The sequence below is a fragment of the Alteribacillus sp. YIM 98480 genome, assembly GCF_009765375.1.
GTDB lineage: Bacteria > Bacillota > Bacilli > Bacillales > Marinococcaceae > Alteribacillus.
Genome location: NZ_VTOK01000021.1, coordinates 1 through 17,261, shown reverse-complemented (window position 1 = coordinate 17,261; position 17,261 = coordinate 1). Strand labels below are relative to the sequence as shown.

18 protein-coding genes, 1 tRNA gene, 1 rRNA gene, 1 other RNA gene and 1 other annotated feature are annotated in these 17,261 nt (G+C 39.4%); all 21 genes read left to right on the top strand.

What is annotated here, in order from left to right:
- Positions 1-63 precede the first annotated feature (63 nt).
- Positions 64-1,377, top strand: coding sequence for a D-alanyl-D-alanine carboxypeptidase family protein (locus FZF09_RS20165; protein WP_158738398.1), 1,314 nt, complete (start codon positions 64-66; stop codon positions 1,375-1,377).
- A gap of 187 nt (positions 1,378-1,564) precedes the next feature.
- Complete coding sequence (gene pdxS / locus FZF09_RS20160; RefSeq protein ID WP_091586318.1) at positions 1,565-2,449, top strand: pyridoxal 5'-phosphate synthase lyase subunit PdxS; 885 nt, start codon at positions 1,565-1,567, stop codon at positions 2,447-2,449.
- A 43-nt stretch (positions 2,450-2,492) separates the two neighbouring features.
- Complete coding sequence (gene pdxT, locus FZF09_RS20155; protein WP_158738365.1) at positions 2,493-3,098, top strand: pyridoxal 5'-phosphate synthase glutaminase subunit PdxT; 606 nt, start codon at positions 2,493-2,495, stop codon at positions 3,096-3,098.
- Positions 3,096-3,308 (top strand) — a binding site (T-box leader). It overlaps the preceding gene by 3 nt.
- Positions 3,309-3,425: 117 nt before the next feature.
- Positions 3,426-4,706, top strand: coding sequence for a serine--tRNA ligase (serS, locus tag FZF09_RS20150; protein WP_158738364.1), 1,281 nt, complete (start codon positions 3,426-3,428; stop codon positions 4,704-4,706).
- Positions 4,707-5,025: 319 nt separating this feature from the next.
- On the top strand, positions 5,026-5,478 hold the full coding sequence (locus FZF09_RS20145) for an Lrp/AsnC family transcriptional regulator (protein WP_158738363.1): 453 nt from the start codon (positions 5,026-5,028) through the stop codon (positions 5,476-5,478).
- A 30-nt stretch (positions 5,479-5,508) separates the two neighbouring features.
- Positions 5,509-6,546 (top strand): ABC transporter ATP-binding protein, encoded by a 1,038-nt coding sequence (locus FZF09_RS20140; RefSeq protein WP_304503075.1) that lies wholly within the window; start codon positions 5,509-5,511, stop codon positions 6,544-6,546.
- Positions 6,524-7,546 carry an ABC transporter ATP-binding protein gene (locus tag FZF09_RS20135; protein ID WP_158738396.1) on the top strand — a complete coding sequence of 341 codons (1,023 nt, stop codon included), beginning with the start codon at positions 6,524-6,526 and terminating at the stop codon, positions 7,544-7,546. The genes FZF09_RS20140 and FZF09_RS20135 overlap by 23 nt, the downstream gene beginning before the upstream one ends.
- 73 nt (positions 7,547-7,619) lie before the next feature.
- On the top strand, positions 7,620-9,416 hold the full coding sequence (locus FZF09_RS20130) for a peptide-binding protein (RefSeq protein WP_158738362.1): 1,797 nt from the start codon (positions 7,620-7,622) through the stop codon (positions 9,414-9,416).
- Positions 9,417-9,518: 102 nt separating this feature from the next.
- Complete coding sequence (locus tag FZF09_RS20125) at positions 9,519-10,484, top strand: ABC transporter permease (RefSeq protein ID WP_158738361.1); 966 nt, start codon at positions 9,519-9,521, stop codon at positions 10,482-10,484.
- Positions 10,485-10,494: 10 nt separating this feature from the next.
- Entirely contained in the window at positions 10,495-11,376 is an 882-nt protein-coding gene (gene opp4C / locus FZF09_RS20120) for an oligopeptide ABC transporter permease (RefSeq protein ID WP_158738360.1), read from the top strand.
- A 204-nt stretch (positions 11,377-11,580) separates the two neighbouring features.
- Positions 11,581-11,673: transfer RNA gene (locus FZF09_RS20115), tRNA-Ser, on the top strand.
- A 202-nt stretch (positions 11,674-11,875) separates the two neighbouring features.
- Positions 11,876-12,031, top strand: coding sequence for a hypothetical protein (locus FZF09_RS20110; protein WP_199256834.1), 156 nt, complete (start codon positions 11,876-11,878; stop codon positions 12,029-12,031).
- A gap of 43 nt (positions 12,032-12,074) precedes the next feature.
- Positions 12,075-12,569, top strand: a complete 495-nt coding sequence (gene tadA / locus FZF09_RS20105; RefSeq protein ID WP_199256835.1) for a tRNA adenosine(34) deaminase TadA — start codon at positions 12,075-12,077, stop codon at positions 12,567-12,569.
- A 73-nt stretch (positions 12,570-12,642) separates the two neighbouring features.
- Positions 12,643-12,807, top strand: coding sequence for a YycC family protein (locus tag FZF09_RS20100; RefSeq protein ID WP_158738358.1), 165 nt, complete (start codon positions 12,643-12,645; stop codon positions 12,805-12,807).
- Positions 12,808-12,961: 154 nt separating this feature from the next.
- Positions 12,962-13,227: signal recognition particle sRNA large type (gene ffs / locus FZF09_RS20095), an RNA gene on the top strand.
- A gap of 306 nt (positions 13,228-13,533) precedes the next feature.
- Complete coding sequence (dnaX, locus tag FZF09_RS20090) at positions 13,534-15,252, top strand: DNA polymerase III subunit gamma/tau (protein WP_158738357.1); 1,719 nt, start codon at positions 13,534-13,536, stop codon at positions 15,250-15,252.
- 36 nt (positions 15,253-15,288) lie between these two features.
- Positions 15,289-15,600, top strand: coding sequence for a YbaB/EbfC family nucleoid-associated protein (locus FZF09_RS20085; protein WP_158738356.1), 312 nt, complete (start codon positions 15,289-15,291; stop codon positions 15,598-15,600).
- Positions 15,601-15,612: 12 nt separating this feature from the next.
- Entirely contained in the window at positions 15,613-16,209 is a 597-nt protein-coding gene (gene recR / locus FZF09_RS20080) for a recombination mediator RecR (protein ID WP_158738355.1), read from the top strand.
- Positions 16,210-16,223: 14 nt separating this feature from the next.
- The gene (locus tag FZF09_RS20075; RefSeq protein WP_158738354.1) at positions 16,224-16,445 is read left to right on the top strand and encodes a YaaL family protein; all 222 of its coding nucleotides are present in this window, start codon (positions 16,224-16,226) and stop codon (positions 16,443-16,445) included.
- Positions 16,446-16,569: 124 nt separating this feature from the next.
- Positions 16,570-16,836, top strand: a complete 267-nt coding sequence (locus tag FZF09_RS20070; protein ID WP_158738353.1) for a pro-sigmaK processing inhibitor BofA family protein — start codon at positions 16,570-16,572, stop codon at positions 16,834-16,836.
- A gap of 358 nt (positions 16,837-17,194) precedes the next feature.
- Positions 17,195-17,261 (top strand): 16S ribosomal RNA (locus FZF09_RS20065); the annotation flags it as partial.

Below are 17,261 nucleotides of genomic sequence, written 5' to 3'. Positions count from 1 at the left end.
TTCTACCTATGATAAAATATCGTTTGTGCAAGAAGACCGTGGGGGTGCAATAATTTGAAAAGAATGAATTGGATAAAAAAAAGTGTTATTTTTTCTGTATGTTTAAGCGTTCTATTTGGGACAGGGCATATAGTGTCAGCTGCAGAGCCTGAATTAGAAGCAGATTCTGCGATTTTAGTAGAAGCAGAAACTGGAAAAATTGTTTATCAAAACGATATAGATTTGATTTTGCCGCCGGCTAGTATGACTAAAATTATGTCAGAGTATTTAGTTCATGAAGCGGTTAATAATGGAGAAATTTCTTGGGATGAAGAAGTGGACATTAGCGATAAGGTACGGCAGCTGTCACTGGATACGGCACTTTCTAATGTTCCTTTGCGGCAAGATGAAACATATACAGTCCAAGAGTTATATGAAGCAATGGCCATCTATTCTGCGAATGGGGCTACGGTGGCATTAGCAGAACATGTTGCCGGTTCAGAAAGCAATTTTGTAAATATGATGAATGAAAAAGCAGAACAATTAGATTTGGAAGAATATGAGTTCGTTAATTCAACTGGACTTAATAATAAATCAATGAACGGAGCTCACCCAGACGGAACAGAAGCAGATGCTGAAAATATGATGTCTGCAAGAGCTACCGCTGTCCTTACGTACCATTTATTAAATGATTATCCAGAAGTGCTTGACACAGTAAGTATTGCGGCAAAAACATTTAAAGAAGGCACAGAAGATTACATAGAAATGCAAAATTGGAACTGGATGCTTCCAGAGGGACCCATGCCATACGAAGGTGTGGATGGATTAAAAACTGGTTTTACCGACCTCGCTGGTAATGCTTTTACTGGAACAGCTGAAAAAAATGGACTTCGTTTTATATCTGTAGTTATGCGAACCGAATCAAGAGAAGCACGTTTTGAAGAAACGGCTAAATTACTTGATTATGGATTTGATGATTTCTCTTTTGAAGAAGTTGTCGCAGAAGGAGCCCAATTTGAAGAACAAAAAACAGTTCCTGTTACAAAAGGAAAAGAAGATGAAGTCACTGTCTCTGCAGGTGAATCTTTGTCTGTGTTAGTTGAAGAGGGAGAAGCAGAAAATATGAAAACAGTAGTGTCATTAGATGAAGAATTACTCGATGAAGAGGGGCAGTTAGAAGCACCAATTGAATCGGGGTCAGTCGTTGGAACTGTAACAGTGGATGAAGAAGGAAATAATTACTTGCAAGAAAACATGGCAGATAACAACCAAGTGCCATTGGTCGTGGATGAAGATGTTGAAAAAGCAGGGTGGTTAGCATTGACTGCTCGCGGTATTGGCAGTTTTTTTGGAAGTGTGTGGAGTAATGCAGCCAGTTTTGTTAGAGGTTTATTTTAAAAGCAGATAATAATAAAGATTGGGTGACAGCATAACAGCAATAACCGGAAAGAAGAGGATAGTACTTTATTCTCGGAAAAGGTAGTGTTACAATAATTATCATAATAAAATCCAATCTATATTCTTGTGATTTACAGGTAAACAATACTAATAAATATATTTTTCGATAATGCGGGAGGAATAAAAGATGGCAGACAGAGGAACAGACAGAGTAAAACGTGGAATGGCAGAAATGCAAAAAGGCGGCGTCATCATGGACGTTGTAAATGCAGAACAAGCAAAAATTGCAGAAGAAGCTGGAGCTGTAGCGGTTATGGCTTTAGAGCGTGTACCAGCAGATATTCGTGCTGCTGGAGGAGTAGCTCGCATGGCTGATCCAACCATTGTAGAAGAAGTGATGAGTGCTGTATCTATTCCAGTAATGGCTAAGGCACGTATTGGTCATATTGTGGAGGCGAGAGTTTTAGAAGCTCTTGGGGCAGACTATATTGATGAAAGTGAAGTATTAACTCCCGCCGATGAGGTTTATCATCTAGATAAAAGTGAATATACTGTACCTTTCGTGTGCGGCGCCCGTGATTTAGGCGAAGCGCTTCGACGTGTTGGGGAAGGTGCTTCCATGCTTAGAACAAAAGGCGAGCCAGGGACAGGAAATATTGTAGAAGCTGTACGTCATATGAGAATGGTGCAGTCTCAAGTGAAAAAAGTCACTGGATTATCAAAGGATGAATTAATGACAGAAGCGAAAAACTTGGGAGCTCCTTATGAATTGCTGCTTGAAATTAAAGAAAACGGAAGGCTGCCTGTCGTAAACTTTGCAGCTGGCGGTGTAGCTACTCCGTCAGATGCAGCGTTGATGATGCAGTTAGGAGCAGACGGTGTATTTGTTGGCTCCGGTATATTTAAATCAGACCAGCCTGATAAATTTGCACGAGCTATCGTAGAAGCAACAACTCATTATGAAGATTATGAATTGATTGGACGTCTGTCTAAAGGTCTTGGTACTGCAATGAAAGGTATGGAGATTTCTAATCTTGAGCCTTCCGAACGTATGCAGGACCGCGGCTGGTAAACGAGCCCTCAATAAACAAATTTAACATGAAGGAGGGTTAACCATGTTAAAAATAGGAGTACTCGCGTTACAGGGTGCTGTTCGGGAACATGTTAACTGTTTACATGCCCCTGATGTGGAAGTGAAGATAGTAAAACGTGTGGAAGAACTGGAAAAAATTGATGGTTTAGTGTTTCCCGGCGGAGAGAGTACAACTATGCGCCGTTTAGTTAATAAATATGGCTTTTTTGAACCGCTTCGCCAGTTTTCTGAAGCGGGGAAACCGATTTTTGGTACTTGTGCTGGTTTAATTTTAATGGCTGAAGACATTAAAGGTGAAACACAAAGCCACTTGCAATTAATGGATATGGAAGTGCAAAGGAATGCTTTTGGCCGGCAGCGGGAAAGTTTTGAAACAAAGATTTCCGTCAAAGATGTAGGAGAAGATGTCGAAGCAGTATTTATTCGTGCTCCCCTTATTACCGGAGTAGGAAAAGAAGTAGAAATTCTTTCCGAGTTTGAAGGAGAAATTGTCGCTGCCAGACAGAATCATTTATTGGCTTGTTCGTTTCATCCTGAATTAACAGAGGATGCACGGTTTCATCAATATTTTGTACAAATGGTAAGAGAATCAAAAGAAGCAGCTGCTGATTCAATGGCATTGACATAAAAAGCGTTGAGGAGCAATAGTAATTGCATTTCTGACACCCAGAGAGCCGGTGGTTGGTGTGAACCGGCTGCAGAATGCAATGAATCCTGCTCTGAGCGAGAGAGTGAAAATAAGTAGTTCTCTCCGTTTCATCCGCGTTACAGGATCCAAAGAGGCAGAGATTAAATCTTTGCAAATTGGGTGGTAACGCGGGTGAAACCCGTCCCTGTGAGAGAAGGGACGGGTTTTTTTATGAATGTATAGGTAAGACAATCGGTGAACTCACCTTCACCATAGTATGGCCAGCCGCCTTCTCTAATGGAATTATAGATAAAGGAGGAACTTCCTATGCTTGATGTAAAAAGACTTCGTAATAACTTTAACGAGGTAAAACAAAAGCTGGATAAACGGGGAGAAAATATCAGTGAAATTGACAAATTTCAAGAACTAGACGAAAAACGCAGAACGCTTATCCAAAAAACAGAAGAGTTAAAACAGCGAAGAAATACAGTTTCACAACAAGTAGCTCAGCTAAAAAGAGAAAAGAAAGACGCTGATGATTTAATAAAGGAAACAAAAGAAGTTTCAGCTGACATTAAATCGTTAGATGAAGAATTAAAGCAAGTGGAAGAAATGTTGAACCATCTCATGCTTCGTGTTCCAAATATTCCTCATGAAAGTGTCCCGTACGGAGAAGATGAGACAGATAATGAAGAAATTCGACAATGGGGTGAAATACCTTCCTTCCTTTTTGAAGCGAAAGCTCATTGGGAACTTGCCGATGAATTGCAAATGATGGATTTTGAAAGAGCTTCTAAAGTAACAGGAAGCAGATTTGTGTTTTATAAGGGTGCTGGAGCAAAATTAGAACGGGCATTAATTAACTTTATGATGGACTTACATGAGGAAGAGCACGGATATGAAGAACTGCTCCCTCCTTATATGGTTAATCGTGACAGTATGACAGGTACGGGGCAGCTTCCAAAATTTGAAGAAGATGCTTTTCAGATTAAAGAAGAAGATTACTTTTTAATACCTACAGCGGAAGTCCCAGTAACAAATTTGTACCGCGATGAAATTTTACAAGCTGATGATTTACCGATTGCATACGCTGCATACAGTGCTTGTTTTCGCTCCGAAGCAGGTTCTGCAGGAAGAGATACGCGTGGTTTAATTCGTCAGCATCAATTTAATAAAGTGGAGCTTGTTCGTTTCGTAAAACCAGAAGATTCTTATGAAGAATTAGAAACATTAACAGGACACGCTGAAAAAGTTCTTCAGCTTCTAGAACTCCCGTATCGTGTTATGAATATGTGCAGTGGAGATCTTGGATTTACTGCAGCTAAAAAGTACGATATCGAAGTGTGGCTTCCAAGCTATCTAGACTTTAAAGAAATTTCTTCTTGCAGTAATTTTGAAGACTTTCAAGCGCGACGTGCTAACATACGTTTTAAAAGAGATAAAAAGTCTAAGACGGAATTCGTGCATACATTGAATGGTTCTGGTCTTGCCATTGGAAGAACGGTTGCTGCTATTATGGAAAATTATCAGCAAGAAGATGGCAGTATAAAAATTCCTCAAGTTTTACGATCCTATATGGGCAGCAAAGAATATATCAAAAAGCCATAAAACGAAGAAAAAAGAAGGCGGGTATGTATAACTGCCTTCTTTTTACTTTTTCTGTACGGTTAAGTATTTGTAAAATTTAAGGGCACCCGATTTTGTGGAATAGGTTGAAATGATTGAATTTAATGGGAAAATTTTAAGTGTATATAAAATAAAGATTCGAAAAAAACTGAAAACTGGATTGCAATATATATTATAATTACTTATAATAACTTTGATTGCAGGTATTTTACGAATTTATTAACAAACAGTCTAGATACCTATTTTTTTCGTAAAAAATACAAAGAGATTCTTAAAATAGTAAGGAAATGAAGTGAGGTATATGAAGACTTTAGACCAAACTGATCTCTTAATTTTAGGTTATCTTCAAGAAAACGGGAAACGTTCTTATAGTGAAATAGCTCGTTTTCTTGACGTTAGTGAAGGTACTGTGCGTTCACGTATTAATAAAATGTTGAAAAACAACGTGTTTGAATTTATTATCCATACAAATCCAAACAAAGTAGGACTGAAAGTTCAAGCGATTATAGGTTTATCGACAAAATTAGGAAAGCAAGAAGATATAGCTGAATGCTTGAATACCTATTCAGAAGTTCGATTTATAGGTGCTTTTTCAGGAAAACATGATTTAATTATACAAGCTTACTTCAGGAATAATGAGGATTTAGTCCAATTTGTCAATACAGAATTATCGCAGATTGACGGAATTTTAAATGCGGATGTAAATGTCGAATTAAAACAGTACAAAGATTCGTTTTCTTATATACTCCCATAGAAAATCATGTAAAAACAGGAAACGATAAATATGCGGGGTGTGTATATGAAAAATGAGCCGCTGCTTGAGGTGAATGGATTAAAAACCTATATTACACTTGAAAACAAGAAGCAAGCGAAAGCGGTCGATGGAGTGGACTTTGTTATACATAAAGGAGAAACAACAGCCTTAGTCGGAGAATCAGGAAGCGGAAAAAGTATGACATCTATGTCGATTATGCGACTTATTCCAGAACCGTCCGGCAAAATTGTAGAAGGATCCATTAAGCTTGAGGGAAAAGAATTACTTAAGCTTTCCGAAAAGCAAATGGAAAAGGTGCGAGGCAATGAGATTGGAATGATATTTCAAGATCCTCATTCTTCTTTGAATCCTGTGTTTACAATAGGTATGCAAATAGCTGAACCATTAAGAAAACATAAGAAAATGAAGAAAAAAGAAGCATACAAAAAAGCTGTCGAATTATTAGTAATGGCAGGTCTGCCCAATGCAGACCAAATAGTAAAGATGTATCCCCATCAATTATCAGGAGGAATGGTACAAAGGGTAGTCATTGCTATCGCTATGTCTTGTGATCCGAAACTGATTATTGCAGATGAACCGACCACTGCTCTTGATGTTACCATTCAATCACAAATTCTTGGTCTGATGACAGAACTGAAGGATCAAACAAATTCGGCCGTTCTTATGATTACCCACGATATTGGAGTCGTTTCCGAAGCGGCAGATAAAGTGATGGTGATGTATGGCGGCCAAATTGTCGAAAAAGCTTCAGTGAAAGAATTGTTCCGTAATCCAAAGCATCCTTACACGATTGGACTTTTAGCAAGTGTACCCAGAATAGAAGTTGAACAAGAAAGACTAGAGTCTATTCAAGGAACGGTACCGCCTTCCCACGCTTTTCCAAAAGGATGCCGATTTGCACCAAGATGTAAGCATGCTATAGAAGCTTGTACAAAAACAGTACCTGAACTAATAGAAAGCAGCAATGATCACGAGGTTCGGTGTATTCTGTATAGAGGGGAGGAGACTAGACCCTGTGACAATCATGAACAGCGAAACACAAACTAATTCTCTTACATCATCAGAGACAAAAGATAAATTAGTAGAGGTGAAAAATCTCAAAAAATACTTCCCTGTGAAAGGCGGCATTTTAAAAAGGACAATTGGACACGTAAAGGCAGTGGAAGACGTAACGTTAAGCATTTATCAAGGTGAAACACTTGGTCTCGTTGGAGAGTCAGGATCTGGAAAGTCAACACTTGGCCGCTTAATTTTAAAACTGCTTAATCCTACGGAAGGCAGAATCATTTTTAATGGCAAAGACATTACCAGCTATTCTCAACGAAAAATCCGTCCTTATCGAAAGAACATGCAAATGATATATCAAGATCCGTATAGTTCACTTAACCCTAGAATGAGCGTTGGAGATTTAATTGAAGAGCCGCTCATTTTGCATGATAGATTGACAAAAAAGGAACGACAAAACCGGGTCATTGAGCTTCTGGGCACTGTAGGACTTGGTGAAGACACTCGGTTTAAATACCCGCATGAGTTTTCCGGAGGACAGCGCCAGAGAATTGGAATTGCCCGTGCCCTCTCTCCCCGTCCTGCATTAGTTATTGGAGATGAACCTGTCTCATTGCTAGATGTTTCTGTACAGTCGCAAGTTCTTCATTTAATGAGTGAATTGCAAATAAAGTTAAACCTTACATATTTATTTATTTCTCATGATCTAAGCGTTGTAAAACACATGTGTGACAGAATAGCAGTTATGTATTTAGGCAGAATTGCAGAGATGGCTCCGAAGCATTCATTGTACAAAGAGCCGCTTCACCCTTATACAAAAGCACTTATTGCAAGTGTTCCAGGTGTAGATAGAAAACGAGAAAAGGTAAAGCTCGAAAGAAATATGCCTAGTCCATCAAATCCACCTTCTGGCTGTCCTTTTCACACTAGATGTCCGGAATCACATAATCGTTGTACAATAGAACGGCCTGAATTAAAAAATATGGGTAATGATCACTATGTTGCCTGTCATCTATATACAGAATATGACGTTCAGCGATGAAAACAGAAAATCTTACGTCAAAAAAGGAGGAAAAGCCAAGTTTTTCTACTGAAAAGATTAAGGGGGTAATAAAATGAAAAAGCAAAGTTTGCAGTTTATTTTCATTTCTCTGTTTTCCTTTGGATTTATCCTTTCAGCTTGCACAGGGGAAGATGAACCAATCGAAGAAGAAGAGACAGATGCAGCTGAAGGCGAAGATCCGACAGAAATAAAAGAAGAAACGGTGGAAGAACCAAGCGGGGAGCCGCAACATGGCGGAACCATTACAGCCGCAATGTATTCAGCGCCGGGAGGACAATTTAATCCAATTTTTTATGAAGATGCATATGAAAACAATATATTGTCTTTTACACATGATTTTTTAGTAGCCCAGGACGAAAACCTGGAATTCACCCCGGAATTAGCTCATGATTGGAAGTTTAATGAGGACCAGACGGAGATTACTTATTTTCTTGAAGAAGACGTAACTTGGCATGATGGAGAACCATTTACCGCAGATGACGTCGTATTTACTTTTACCTCTATGGCAGACCCGGAGTACATTAATTCAGGCGGATTACGAACAGAATTTGTAAATAAGCTAGTAGGATATGAAGAATATACAGCTGGTGAAGCTGATAAATTAGAAGGTGTTCAAGCCGAAGATGATTATACGGTCACCTTTACATTTAAAGAACCGAATGTAACTGCACTTTATAATACAAGTTTTCCGATAATTCCTAAACATGTGTTTTCTGATATAGCAGTCGAAGATATGGCTGAAGATCCTGCCTCCACGGATGCTGGCGAAGTGATAGGTACAGGGCCATTTAAATTAACTGAGATGGAGGATGGAGAGCAGTACATTTTAGAAAAACATGAGGAGTATTGGAAAGGAGAACCTTATCTCGATAGGATACAGTGGCAGGTAATTGATCAAGAAATTATGACTGGAATGCTTGAAAATGGAGAGCTTGACTTAGTGAAAGATCCTGGCGGTGTGCCAAAAGCAGATATAGAAACGGTCGAACAAATGGAACATATTACAATGTTTGAACAGCAAGACCTAGGGTATCAGTATCTTGGCTTTCGACATCATCGTGGACCAAATGATTCTGTAACAGATAAAAGCACATGGGAGCAAAACGACAAAGTGCAGGATAAAGAACTTCGTCAAGCTATCGCACATGCCATTAATCGGGAAGGCATCATTGAAGGGCTGTTGTATGGAAGCGGTCAAGTTCTAAATGCTCCTTTCCCAGAAGCATCCTGGGCTTATGATTCGGATGCTGTGCATCAATATGAACACAGTGAAGACAAGGCAAATGAACTTCTTGATAAAGCAGGATATGAAGACACAAACGAGGACGGATTCCGCGAAAATCCGGAGGGAGAAGAGTTTGTGTTAAATCTTGATTATCCTACAGGAAACAAAGTGCGTGAAGATACTGCTCCGATAATTAAAGACAACCTGGAAAATGTAGGATTAAAGGTTGATCTGCGCAATCCTCGTGATGCATCTGCTCACTTTGTAGAACTTGAAAAAAATAATACCGATTGGGACATGTATTTGGCAGGGTGGGGCCTTGCTTCTGGTGATCCGGATCCGGCTCCTCTTCATGAGTCTGAATCCGCTTATAATTATTTGCGTTGGGATAATGAAGAAAGCGATAAACTTATTCAAGAAGCAAAACAGGCGCCTGAAGCATTCGATTTGGAGTATAGAGAAAAAAAGTATGCAGAATGGGCAGCGTTATTTTCTGAAGAGCTTCCTGAAATCCCGCTTTATTCCGAGAACAATGTATTTGCTCACAACAGCAGTTTACATGGTATTACAAAAAAACCTCACACAATCGTGGATAATTCCCACGAATGGTGGTTGGAACAATAATCTAAAACAAAGGGGGCGTATGGCTGAAATACGGCCGTACGCCTAATAATGTGAGGATTTTAACATCATTTCTGATGTTCTTAAAAAGGAGGAAAAGAAATTATGTACATATACGTTATACGAAGGATCCTTCTTTTTATTCCTATGTTGATTGCTGTTTCATTTATTGTGTTTATGCTTGCTTTTATTGCACCAGGTGATCCGCTCACAGGAGAACGTATAGACCCAGCGGTGGATGCTGAAGTGTTGGATCAACGACGTGAAGCTTTAGGGATAAATGATCCCTTTTATGTGCAGTACTTTGATTGGCTCGGTTCTGTGGCGAAAGGGGAGTTAGGAAACTCTATCAACTATAATAGCCGCACCGTAGAAGGGTTGATTCTATCGAGGATAGATAATACGTTATACTTATCTGTCTTTTCTTTACTTTTTACTATAATAGTTGCATTGCCTATCGGTATCTATTCGGCTAGAAAACCATATTCTCTTTTAGATTATGGAGCTACTACGTTTGCATTTTTAGGACTTGCAATACCTAATTTTTTTGCTGGTCTCCTGCTAATTTATGTTTTTGCTTTTCAACTAGGGTGGTTTCCATCACAGGGCTCTGTCTCAACCGTAGGATTGTCAGGATTTGATTATTTTTTTGATAAAATAAGACATTTGATTCTGCCAGGTACTACGCTTGGATTAGCCAGTACAGCTATTTATATGAGGTACATACGAAGCGAGATGCTCGATGTGATGACGAGCGATTTTATTCGAGCAGTAAAAGCTAAAGGAATGGGAAATAGAAGTGTATTATACAAGCATACGCTGCGTAATGCCCTTATCCCTGTAATTACCCTGCTCGGATTTGAATTTGGCATGCTATTAAGCGGAGCAGTTATTACTGAAGCTGTATTTAATTATCCTGGTCTTGGTACGTTGTTTCTAGATTCAATCATTAATCGGGATTATCCTGTTATCATGGGAATAAATCTTATTCTCTCGGTAACCATTTTAGTCGGAAATCTTCTAGCTGATATCTGTTATGCCGTGGTTGATCCGAGAATTCGATACGATTAGGAGGGAGCTTATGGAACATGCTCCTTATAAAATGCAAAAGGGACACAGCCTGCTTACATTGGCCACGAAACGGTTTCTAAAAAATAAACTAGCTCTTATAGGTATTATTATTCTTGTTTTTTTTACATTTATTGCAATTTTTGCTCCGTTTTTGACGACGCATGATCCTACCAAACATGATTTATTAAATGTGATGGCTCGGCCTAATGCGGAAAATTGGCTAGGCACGGATAGTTCAGGAAGAGATAATTTTGCAAGGTTCGTTTACGGATCACGCGTTACACTTCTTATTGGTTTTTTGTCCATGTTCTGTGTCATTATTGTTGGGGTGATTCTAGGATCGCTTGCTGGATACTACGGTGGATTAGTAGACGGGATTATTATGCGTGCGGCAGATATTGTTTTAACTCTTCCTTTTCTTTTATTTGTATTAACCATCATTGCAATTATTCAAAATATAACGATCCCACTATTTGTGTTGGTTATCGCTGCAACTAATTGGCCCAATACAACGAGAATTTTACGTGGTACGTTTTTATCATTAAGAGAAATGGATTTTATTTTAAGTGCGAGATCAGCAGGATGTTCAGATTGGCGTATCATTACGAAACACTTTTTACCAAATGCTGTTGGTCCCATTATTGTTAACGCAACGATATTGATGGCTTCTATGATAATACTTGAATCAGCACTAAGCTTCGTTGGTTTTGGCATACCGCAGCCTACACCTACATGGGGAAATATGGTTAATGAAGCAAGGAGCATGAGAGTATTAACAGGCGCTCCAGAAGCATGGGTACCGCCAGGGCTGGCTATTTTATTGACTGTGCTGGCTATTAACTTTATTGGTGACGGTCTTCGTGATGCATTTGACCCGAAAAGCAATAAATAATAAAATGGCAGCAGGCTTAACTTATGCGTTAGGAACGTTTAACTTTATTAAAGCACAATGTATAACAAAAACTAAGAGTTCCGCCATTTGGGTTTGGCATTGCTGTTTGAAAAATTTCTTTATTTTTTTTAGAAAAGATACTTGCTTCGTTATTGGGGTTGTGCTATTATAGTCTTTGTCAGCGAAAAAATACATATTTCACACGGAGGAGTACCCAAGTCTGGCTGAAGGGAGCGGTCTTGAAAACCGCCAGGGGCTTCACGGCCCGCGGGGGTTCGAATCCCTCCTCCTCCGCCATACTTATTATTTATGTCAATAAATAACACAGTTGTATATAAACAATAATATTAGTGCCTCCTAGGAAATCTAGGAGGTTTTTTGTGTCGATTTTGAGGAACCAGCCATTTCGGAGGGGAGGCGATAAAGGATTTTTTCTACAAAAGGAATTATTGCTGGGGTAGTGTTTTGCCCGGCCGAAGGAGAATTTGGAGCAACCTTAATGGTGGCAGGTAATATTCCTGTTAAAACGCAAACATTATCTATTGATATCTACGATGCAGTACAAGCAAATCGTATGAATGAAGTGCACCTTATGGTTTTGACTATCACTACTATTTTCATTTTATTGGTAACGACAAAGTTTTTAAAGCAGTAATACAAAGTCAAATAGATGATTTTATTTCCGGGGTGTTAAAATGATGAAGACTCCACATGAAAAATGGATGCAGTTTGCAGTAGAACAAGCATACAAGGCTCAAGAAAAAGACGAAGTCCCTATTGGCTGCGTCATTGTTCACGATGGCATTGTAATTGGGGCGGGATATAACCAAAGAGAAACGAAACAGCAGTCAGCAGCGCATGCAGAATTGATAGCTATTCAACAAGCATGTGAATACATAGGGAGCTGGCGTCTTGAAAATTGTACGTTGTACGTAACACTAGAACCATGTCCTATGTGTGCGGGGGCTATTGTGCAGTCGCGAATTCCACATGTTGTGTTCGGTGCGGCAGACCCAAAAGCAGGCTGCGCTGGTACCTTAATGAATTTACTAGAAGAAGAGCGTTTTAATCATCGTGCTGAAGTCACTAACGGAATATTAGAAGAGGTATGCTCAAACCTTTTAACCACTTTCTTTCGACAGATACGTAAAAATAAAAAAAATAAACGACATAAAATGTTTAACCAAGAATAAATCTGGTGGATTGGATTCCTCTTTCGCCCATGATATATTGAATATAGTAATGTTAATAGTGGGAGGGGAAAACGTGCGTCCAAATCAATTTTCTGCTGAAACAGCTCAGAAACTGGCTAAAAAGCTGAACATGCCCATAGAACACATCGTTCATACACCACCTCATGTGATCATGGAAAAAATTGCTGAACTTGAAAAAAAAGAACAACAGCAAGAGCAAACTGCAGATAAAAAATAAGAAGTGATATATACATCAGCGATATTTATGTTCTTTAGTTACAGAGACAGATAAGTAATGGCGATCTTTTTAAATTTACTATTGCATTCTTTGTCTATAAAAGATATAATGAAAAATGCGCTGAAAAAAGCGCCTTAAAAAGTTATCGAATTTGCCGTGCTAAGTGGGGAGGTAGCGGTGCCCTGTACTCGCAATCCGCTATAGCGGGACCGAATCCCTTCTTTAGGCTTTGTTTCCGTGAGGTCTGCCCTGAGTAAGTGGTGTAGACGTCCGGGTTCTGCGCAACGAAAACCCGTGAACCCTGTCAGGTCCGGAAGGAAGCAGCAGTAAGCGGACTCTTTCGTGTGCCGCAGAGTCGCCTGGGCCGAGCTAACTGCTCGGGTAACGCTCATGGAAGCATTGCCGACAGAAGGTGCACGGCTTTATACATACAATGATGAAGGACGGCTCCTGATGGGGCTGTTCTTTTTTTTAAAGGGTATAAATATTTGGCGTTTTACATGTCTAGCTTCAGCGCCCAGCCGCTCAGGCGTACACGATAAAGAGGAACTTTTGCTAAAACCGCGAACGTCCTGTCGCGGCTGACCAGGGCGCTTGCGCTTTTCATACTCTCATAAAATGTAATCCGAATAAAATAAGGGGAAAGAGAATAGTTTGTGCTTTGAAAATTCGCCATTTAATCGGTATAATTAAGAATGAAAAAAGTGAAGGAAGGAGGTCCCGGGAGTGAGCTATAAAGCACTTTATAGAGTGTGGAGACCCCGATTCCTGCAAGATGTGGTAGGACAAGAACATATTACGAAAACACTTCAAAATGCTCTAGAACAGCAAAAGTTTTCTCATGCATACTTATTCAGCGGTCCAAGAGGAACGGGGAAAACCAGCGCTGCCAAAATTATTGCTAAAGCTATAAATTGTGAACAAGCACCGGTCAGAGAGCCTTGCAATGAATGCCGGGCTTGCCAGGGAATTGCAGATGGTTCTGTAGTAGACGTAATTGAAATTGATGCTGCTTCTAATAATGGTGTAGATGAGATAAGGTATATCCGTGAAAATGTAATGGCTGCTCCTAGGGACATTCAATATAAAGTATACATTATAGACGAAGTTCACATGCTCTCCACAGGTGCATTTAACGCTCTCTTAAAAACACTAGAAGAACCGCCAAAGCATGCCGTTTTTATTTTAGCCACCACGGAACCTCACAAAATACCGTTAACCATCATCTCCCGTTGTCAACGATTTGATTTCAAAAGAATTACCGCAAGAGATTTAGTTATGAGAATGAAATACATTATGCAAGAGCAGGGGTGGGAAGCAGATGAAGAGGCTTTACATCTAATTGCTCGTTCAGCAGAAGGCGGTATGAGAGATGCTTTAAGCCTGCTCGATCAAGCTGTCTCTTTTTCAAAAGAAAAGGTAACAGCAGAAAATGTTTTAGCCATCACAGGAACCGTTTCACAGCAATTTTTAACGAAAGTGGTTTATTCTTTAAAAGAAAAAGATACGGCACCTGCTGTAGAAGCAGCCAATACACTGATTCAGGAAGGAAAAGACCCTCTTCAGTTTATGGAAGATTTGATATACTATTTTCGGGACATGCTTTTGTATAAAACCGCCCCTCGCCTTGATGAAGTTATGGACCGCGTTTCGGTTGATGAATCTTTCAAGGATTTAGCAGCGAACACTGAAATGTCATGGCTGTATGATGTGATCAACGGCTTAAATGAATATCATCAAGAGATGAAGTGGGCAAGTCATCCTAAGATTTTTCTTGAGATGGCTCTCATTAATATATGTCATACGCCGAAAAGTTCATCTTCTGAAACGGCTGAAGTATCGGGGGAAGTGGCTGATCTTAGAGGGAAAATTGCTCAATTAGAGCAAGAAGTGAAAAAATGGAAACAGCCTCCGCCGAACACTCAAGAAAGTACAGCTGTTACCGAGACGATTCAAAAGAGTAAGGCCGCCCGTGAACAAACATCCAAAACGATAGCAACCGGTCTTGAAGGAGAAGGAAAAATAAAAGCTATTCTTGAAGGGGCGACAAAACAAGAGCTTCAATTCGTTACTAGCAGCTGGCCTGATGTGATGAAACGAGTGAAACAGCAAAGTGTGCCAGCGCATGCATGGTTAAGTGACGCAAAGCCTGTAGTCTCAGATGGAGAAACCGTCTTACTGTCCTTTCAAAATGAAATGCATAGAAATATGGTGGACACAAAGTTCCGATCTTTAGTACAAGAAGCTTTAGAAGGAGTATGCGGGAAAACGTTACAGCCTTTAACCATTATTTCTGGGCAGTGGGAGAAAATAAAAGAAGGCTTTAAGAAAATACAGCAATCAACAGAGGAAACTTCTTCATCTGAGGAAAAAAGCAAGGACCCTGTTATCGATGAAGCCATTAAATTAGTCGGTCCTGAATTAGTAGAAATAAAAGAAAAGTAATAAAGTGTAATTAATTCAAAAATGGAGGCTCTTAAAATGAAAAACATGGGTAATATGATGAAGCAAATGCAAAAAATGCAAAAGCAGATGCAAAAAGCACAGGAAGAATTAAAAGAAAAGACGGTTGAAGCTACAGCAGGAGGCGGTGCTGTTAAAGTTACAGCTGCTGGAGATAAACGTATTGTTGACATTGAAATTGATGAGGACGTAGTGGACCCAGAAGACGTGGAAATGCTCCAAGACCTTATTCTTGCTGCAATGAATGAAGCGTTGAAGAAAGTGGATGAGCTCGCAGAACAAGATTTAGGTAAGTTCACCAAAGGAATGAACATCCCAGGAATGTTTTAGGAGGAGGATGCGGTGCAATATCCAACGCCTATATCAAAGTTAATAGAAGGATTTATGAAATTGCCGGGTATTGGCCCCAAAACGGCGAGCCGCCTGGCTTTTTACGTTCTTGATATGAAAGAAGAGGACGTTTTAGATTTTGCTAAATCACTAGTAAATGCTAAACGGGATTTAACATATTGTTCTGTGTGTCATCATATAACAGACATTGATCCTTGCAGAATTTGTGAAGATCAACAGCGGGATCAGTCCGTGGTTTGTGTCGTGCAGGACTCAAAAGATGTTATAGCCATGGAAAAAATGCGTGAATACTCTGGTTTATATCATGTTCTGCATGGTGCTATATCACCAATGGATGGTGTTGGACCGGAAGATATTAAAATACCTGAGTTAATTAAACGCCTTCAGAATGACGAGATTCAAGAAGTAATTGTTGCGACCAATCCTACGATTGAGGGAGAAGCAACGGCCATGTACATTTCCCGTTTGATCAAACCCACCGGTATTAAGGTAACCCGTATAGCGCACGGTCTCCCAATTGGAGGAGATTTAGAGTATGCCGATGAAGTGACGCTCTCAAAAGCTATTGAGGGGAGAAGAGAACTTTAGGGTGGTGGAATCACTTGCTTTTTCGAAAAAAAACGATACGAAAGGCAGAAAACGAGCGATTGGCTCAAATCATTTATGCAGTAAAACAAGAACTCGACCGTTATGAATACATCGTAGCCAATAGTGTAGAGCCCTCACAAGAAATTCAAGCGGATCTAAAAAAGAAGAGGGCGAAATATATGTTTTTATTAAAAGAGGCTCGTTACCGTAAATTAAATAGTGAGCAAAATATGTAATGACTCAAGCTGCTTCGGAGATTCCGAGCAGTTTTTTCTTTTCTTAAGGATAATCCATCAGCTTGTACATATATATGTGATGAAAATAAATATTTAGTGTTAATTATGCTGCAGGAGGGAAAACATGGATCCAATACTTTACATCTCAATAGCAGGTGTCGGTGTTTGTTTGTTCTTGTTGCTGGGTGGCGGGATGAAGGCGTTTAGATGGACCGGTGGAATTTTTGTTCGCTTAATTATAGGAGCGCTGGCTTTGTTTTTTCTAAATGCTTTTGGAAGTGCTGTTGGTTATCATCTTCCTATCAATGCCTTTACAGTAATGGTTTCAGGGTTGCTTGGTATTCCAGGGGTAGTCATGCTTGTTGCCGTGGACCTTTTCATTCTTATGTGAAGTTCTATTATAAAAATTGTTATTGACATTTACCGTAAAGAAGTTACAATAGGAAATCCGTGATTATAAACAAACAAAAAACAAAAGCAATTAAATTTATTTTTTTTTGAATAAACTATTGCACTTTTTTATCACGAATGTTAAATTATTATTTGTCGCTGAAAAGAGCGAACAGATTTTAAAAAACTCATAAAAAATATTATAAAAGTTGTTGACATCGTTTTGGCAACTTGTTATGATATTACTTGCCGCTTTGAAAGACAGCGCCAAGTTGTCCTTTGAAAATTGAATGAAAGTCAAGCGTCTGTTAATTTCTTTAATGATTATGTAAGATACAGCTTGTATCAAACAAACCAGTTTATTGGAGAGTTTGATCCTGGCTCAGGACGAACGCTGGCGGCGTGCCTAATACATGCAAGTCGAGC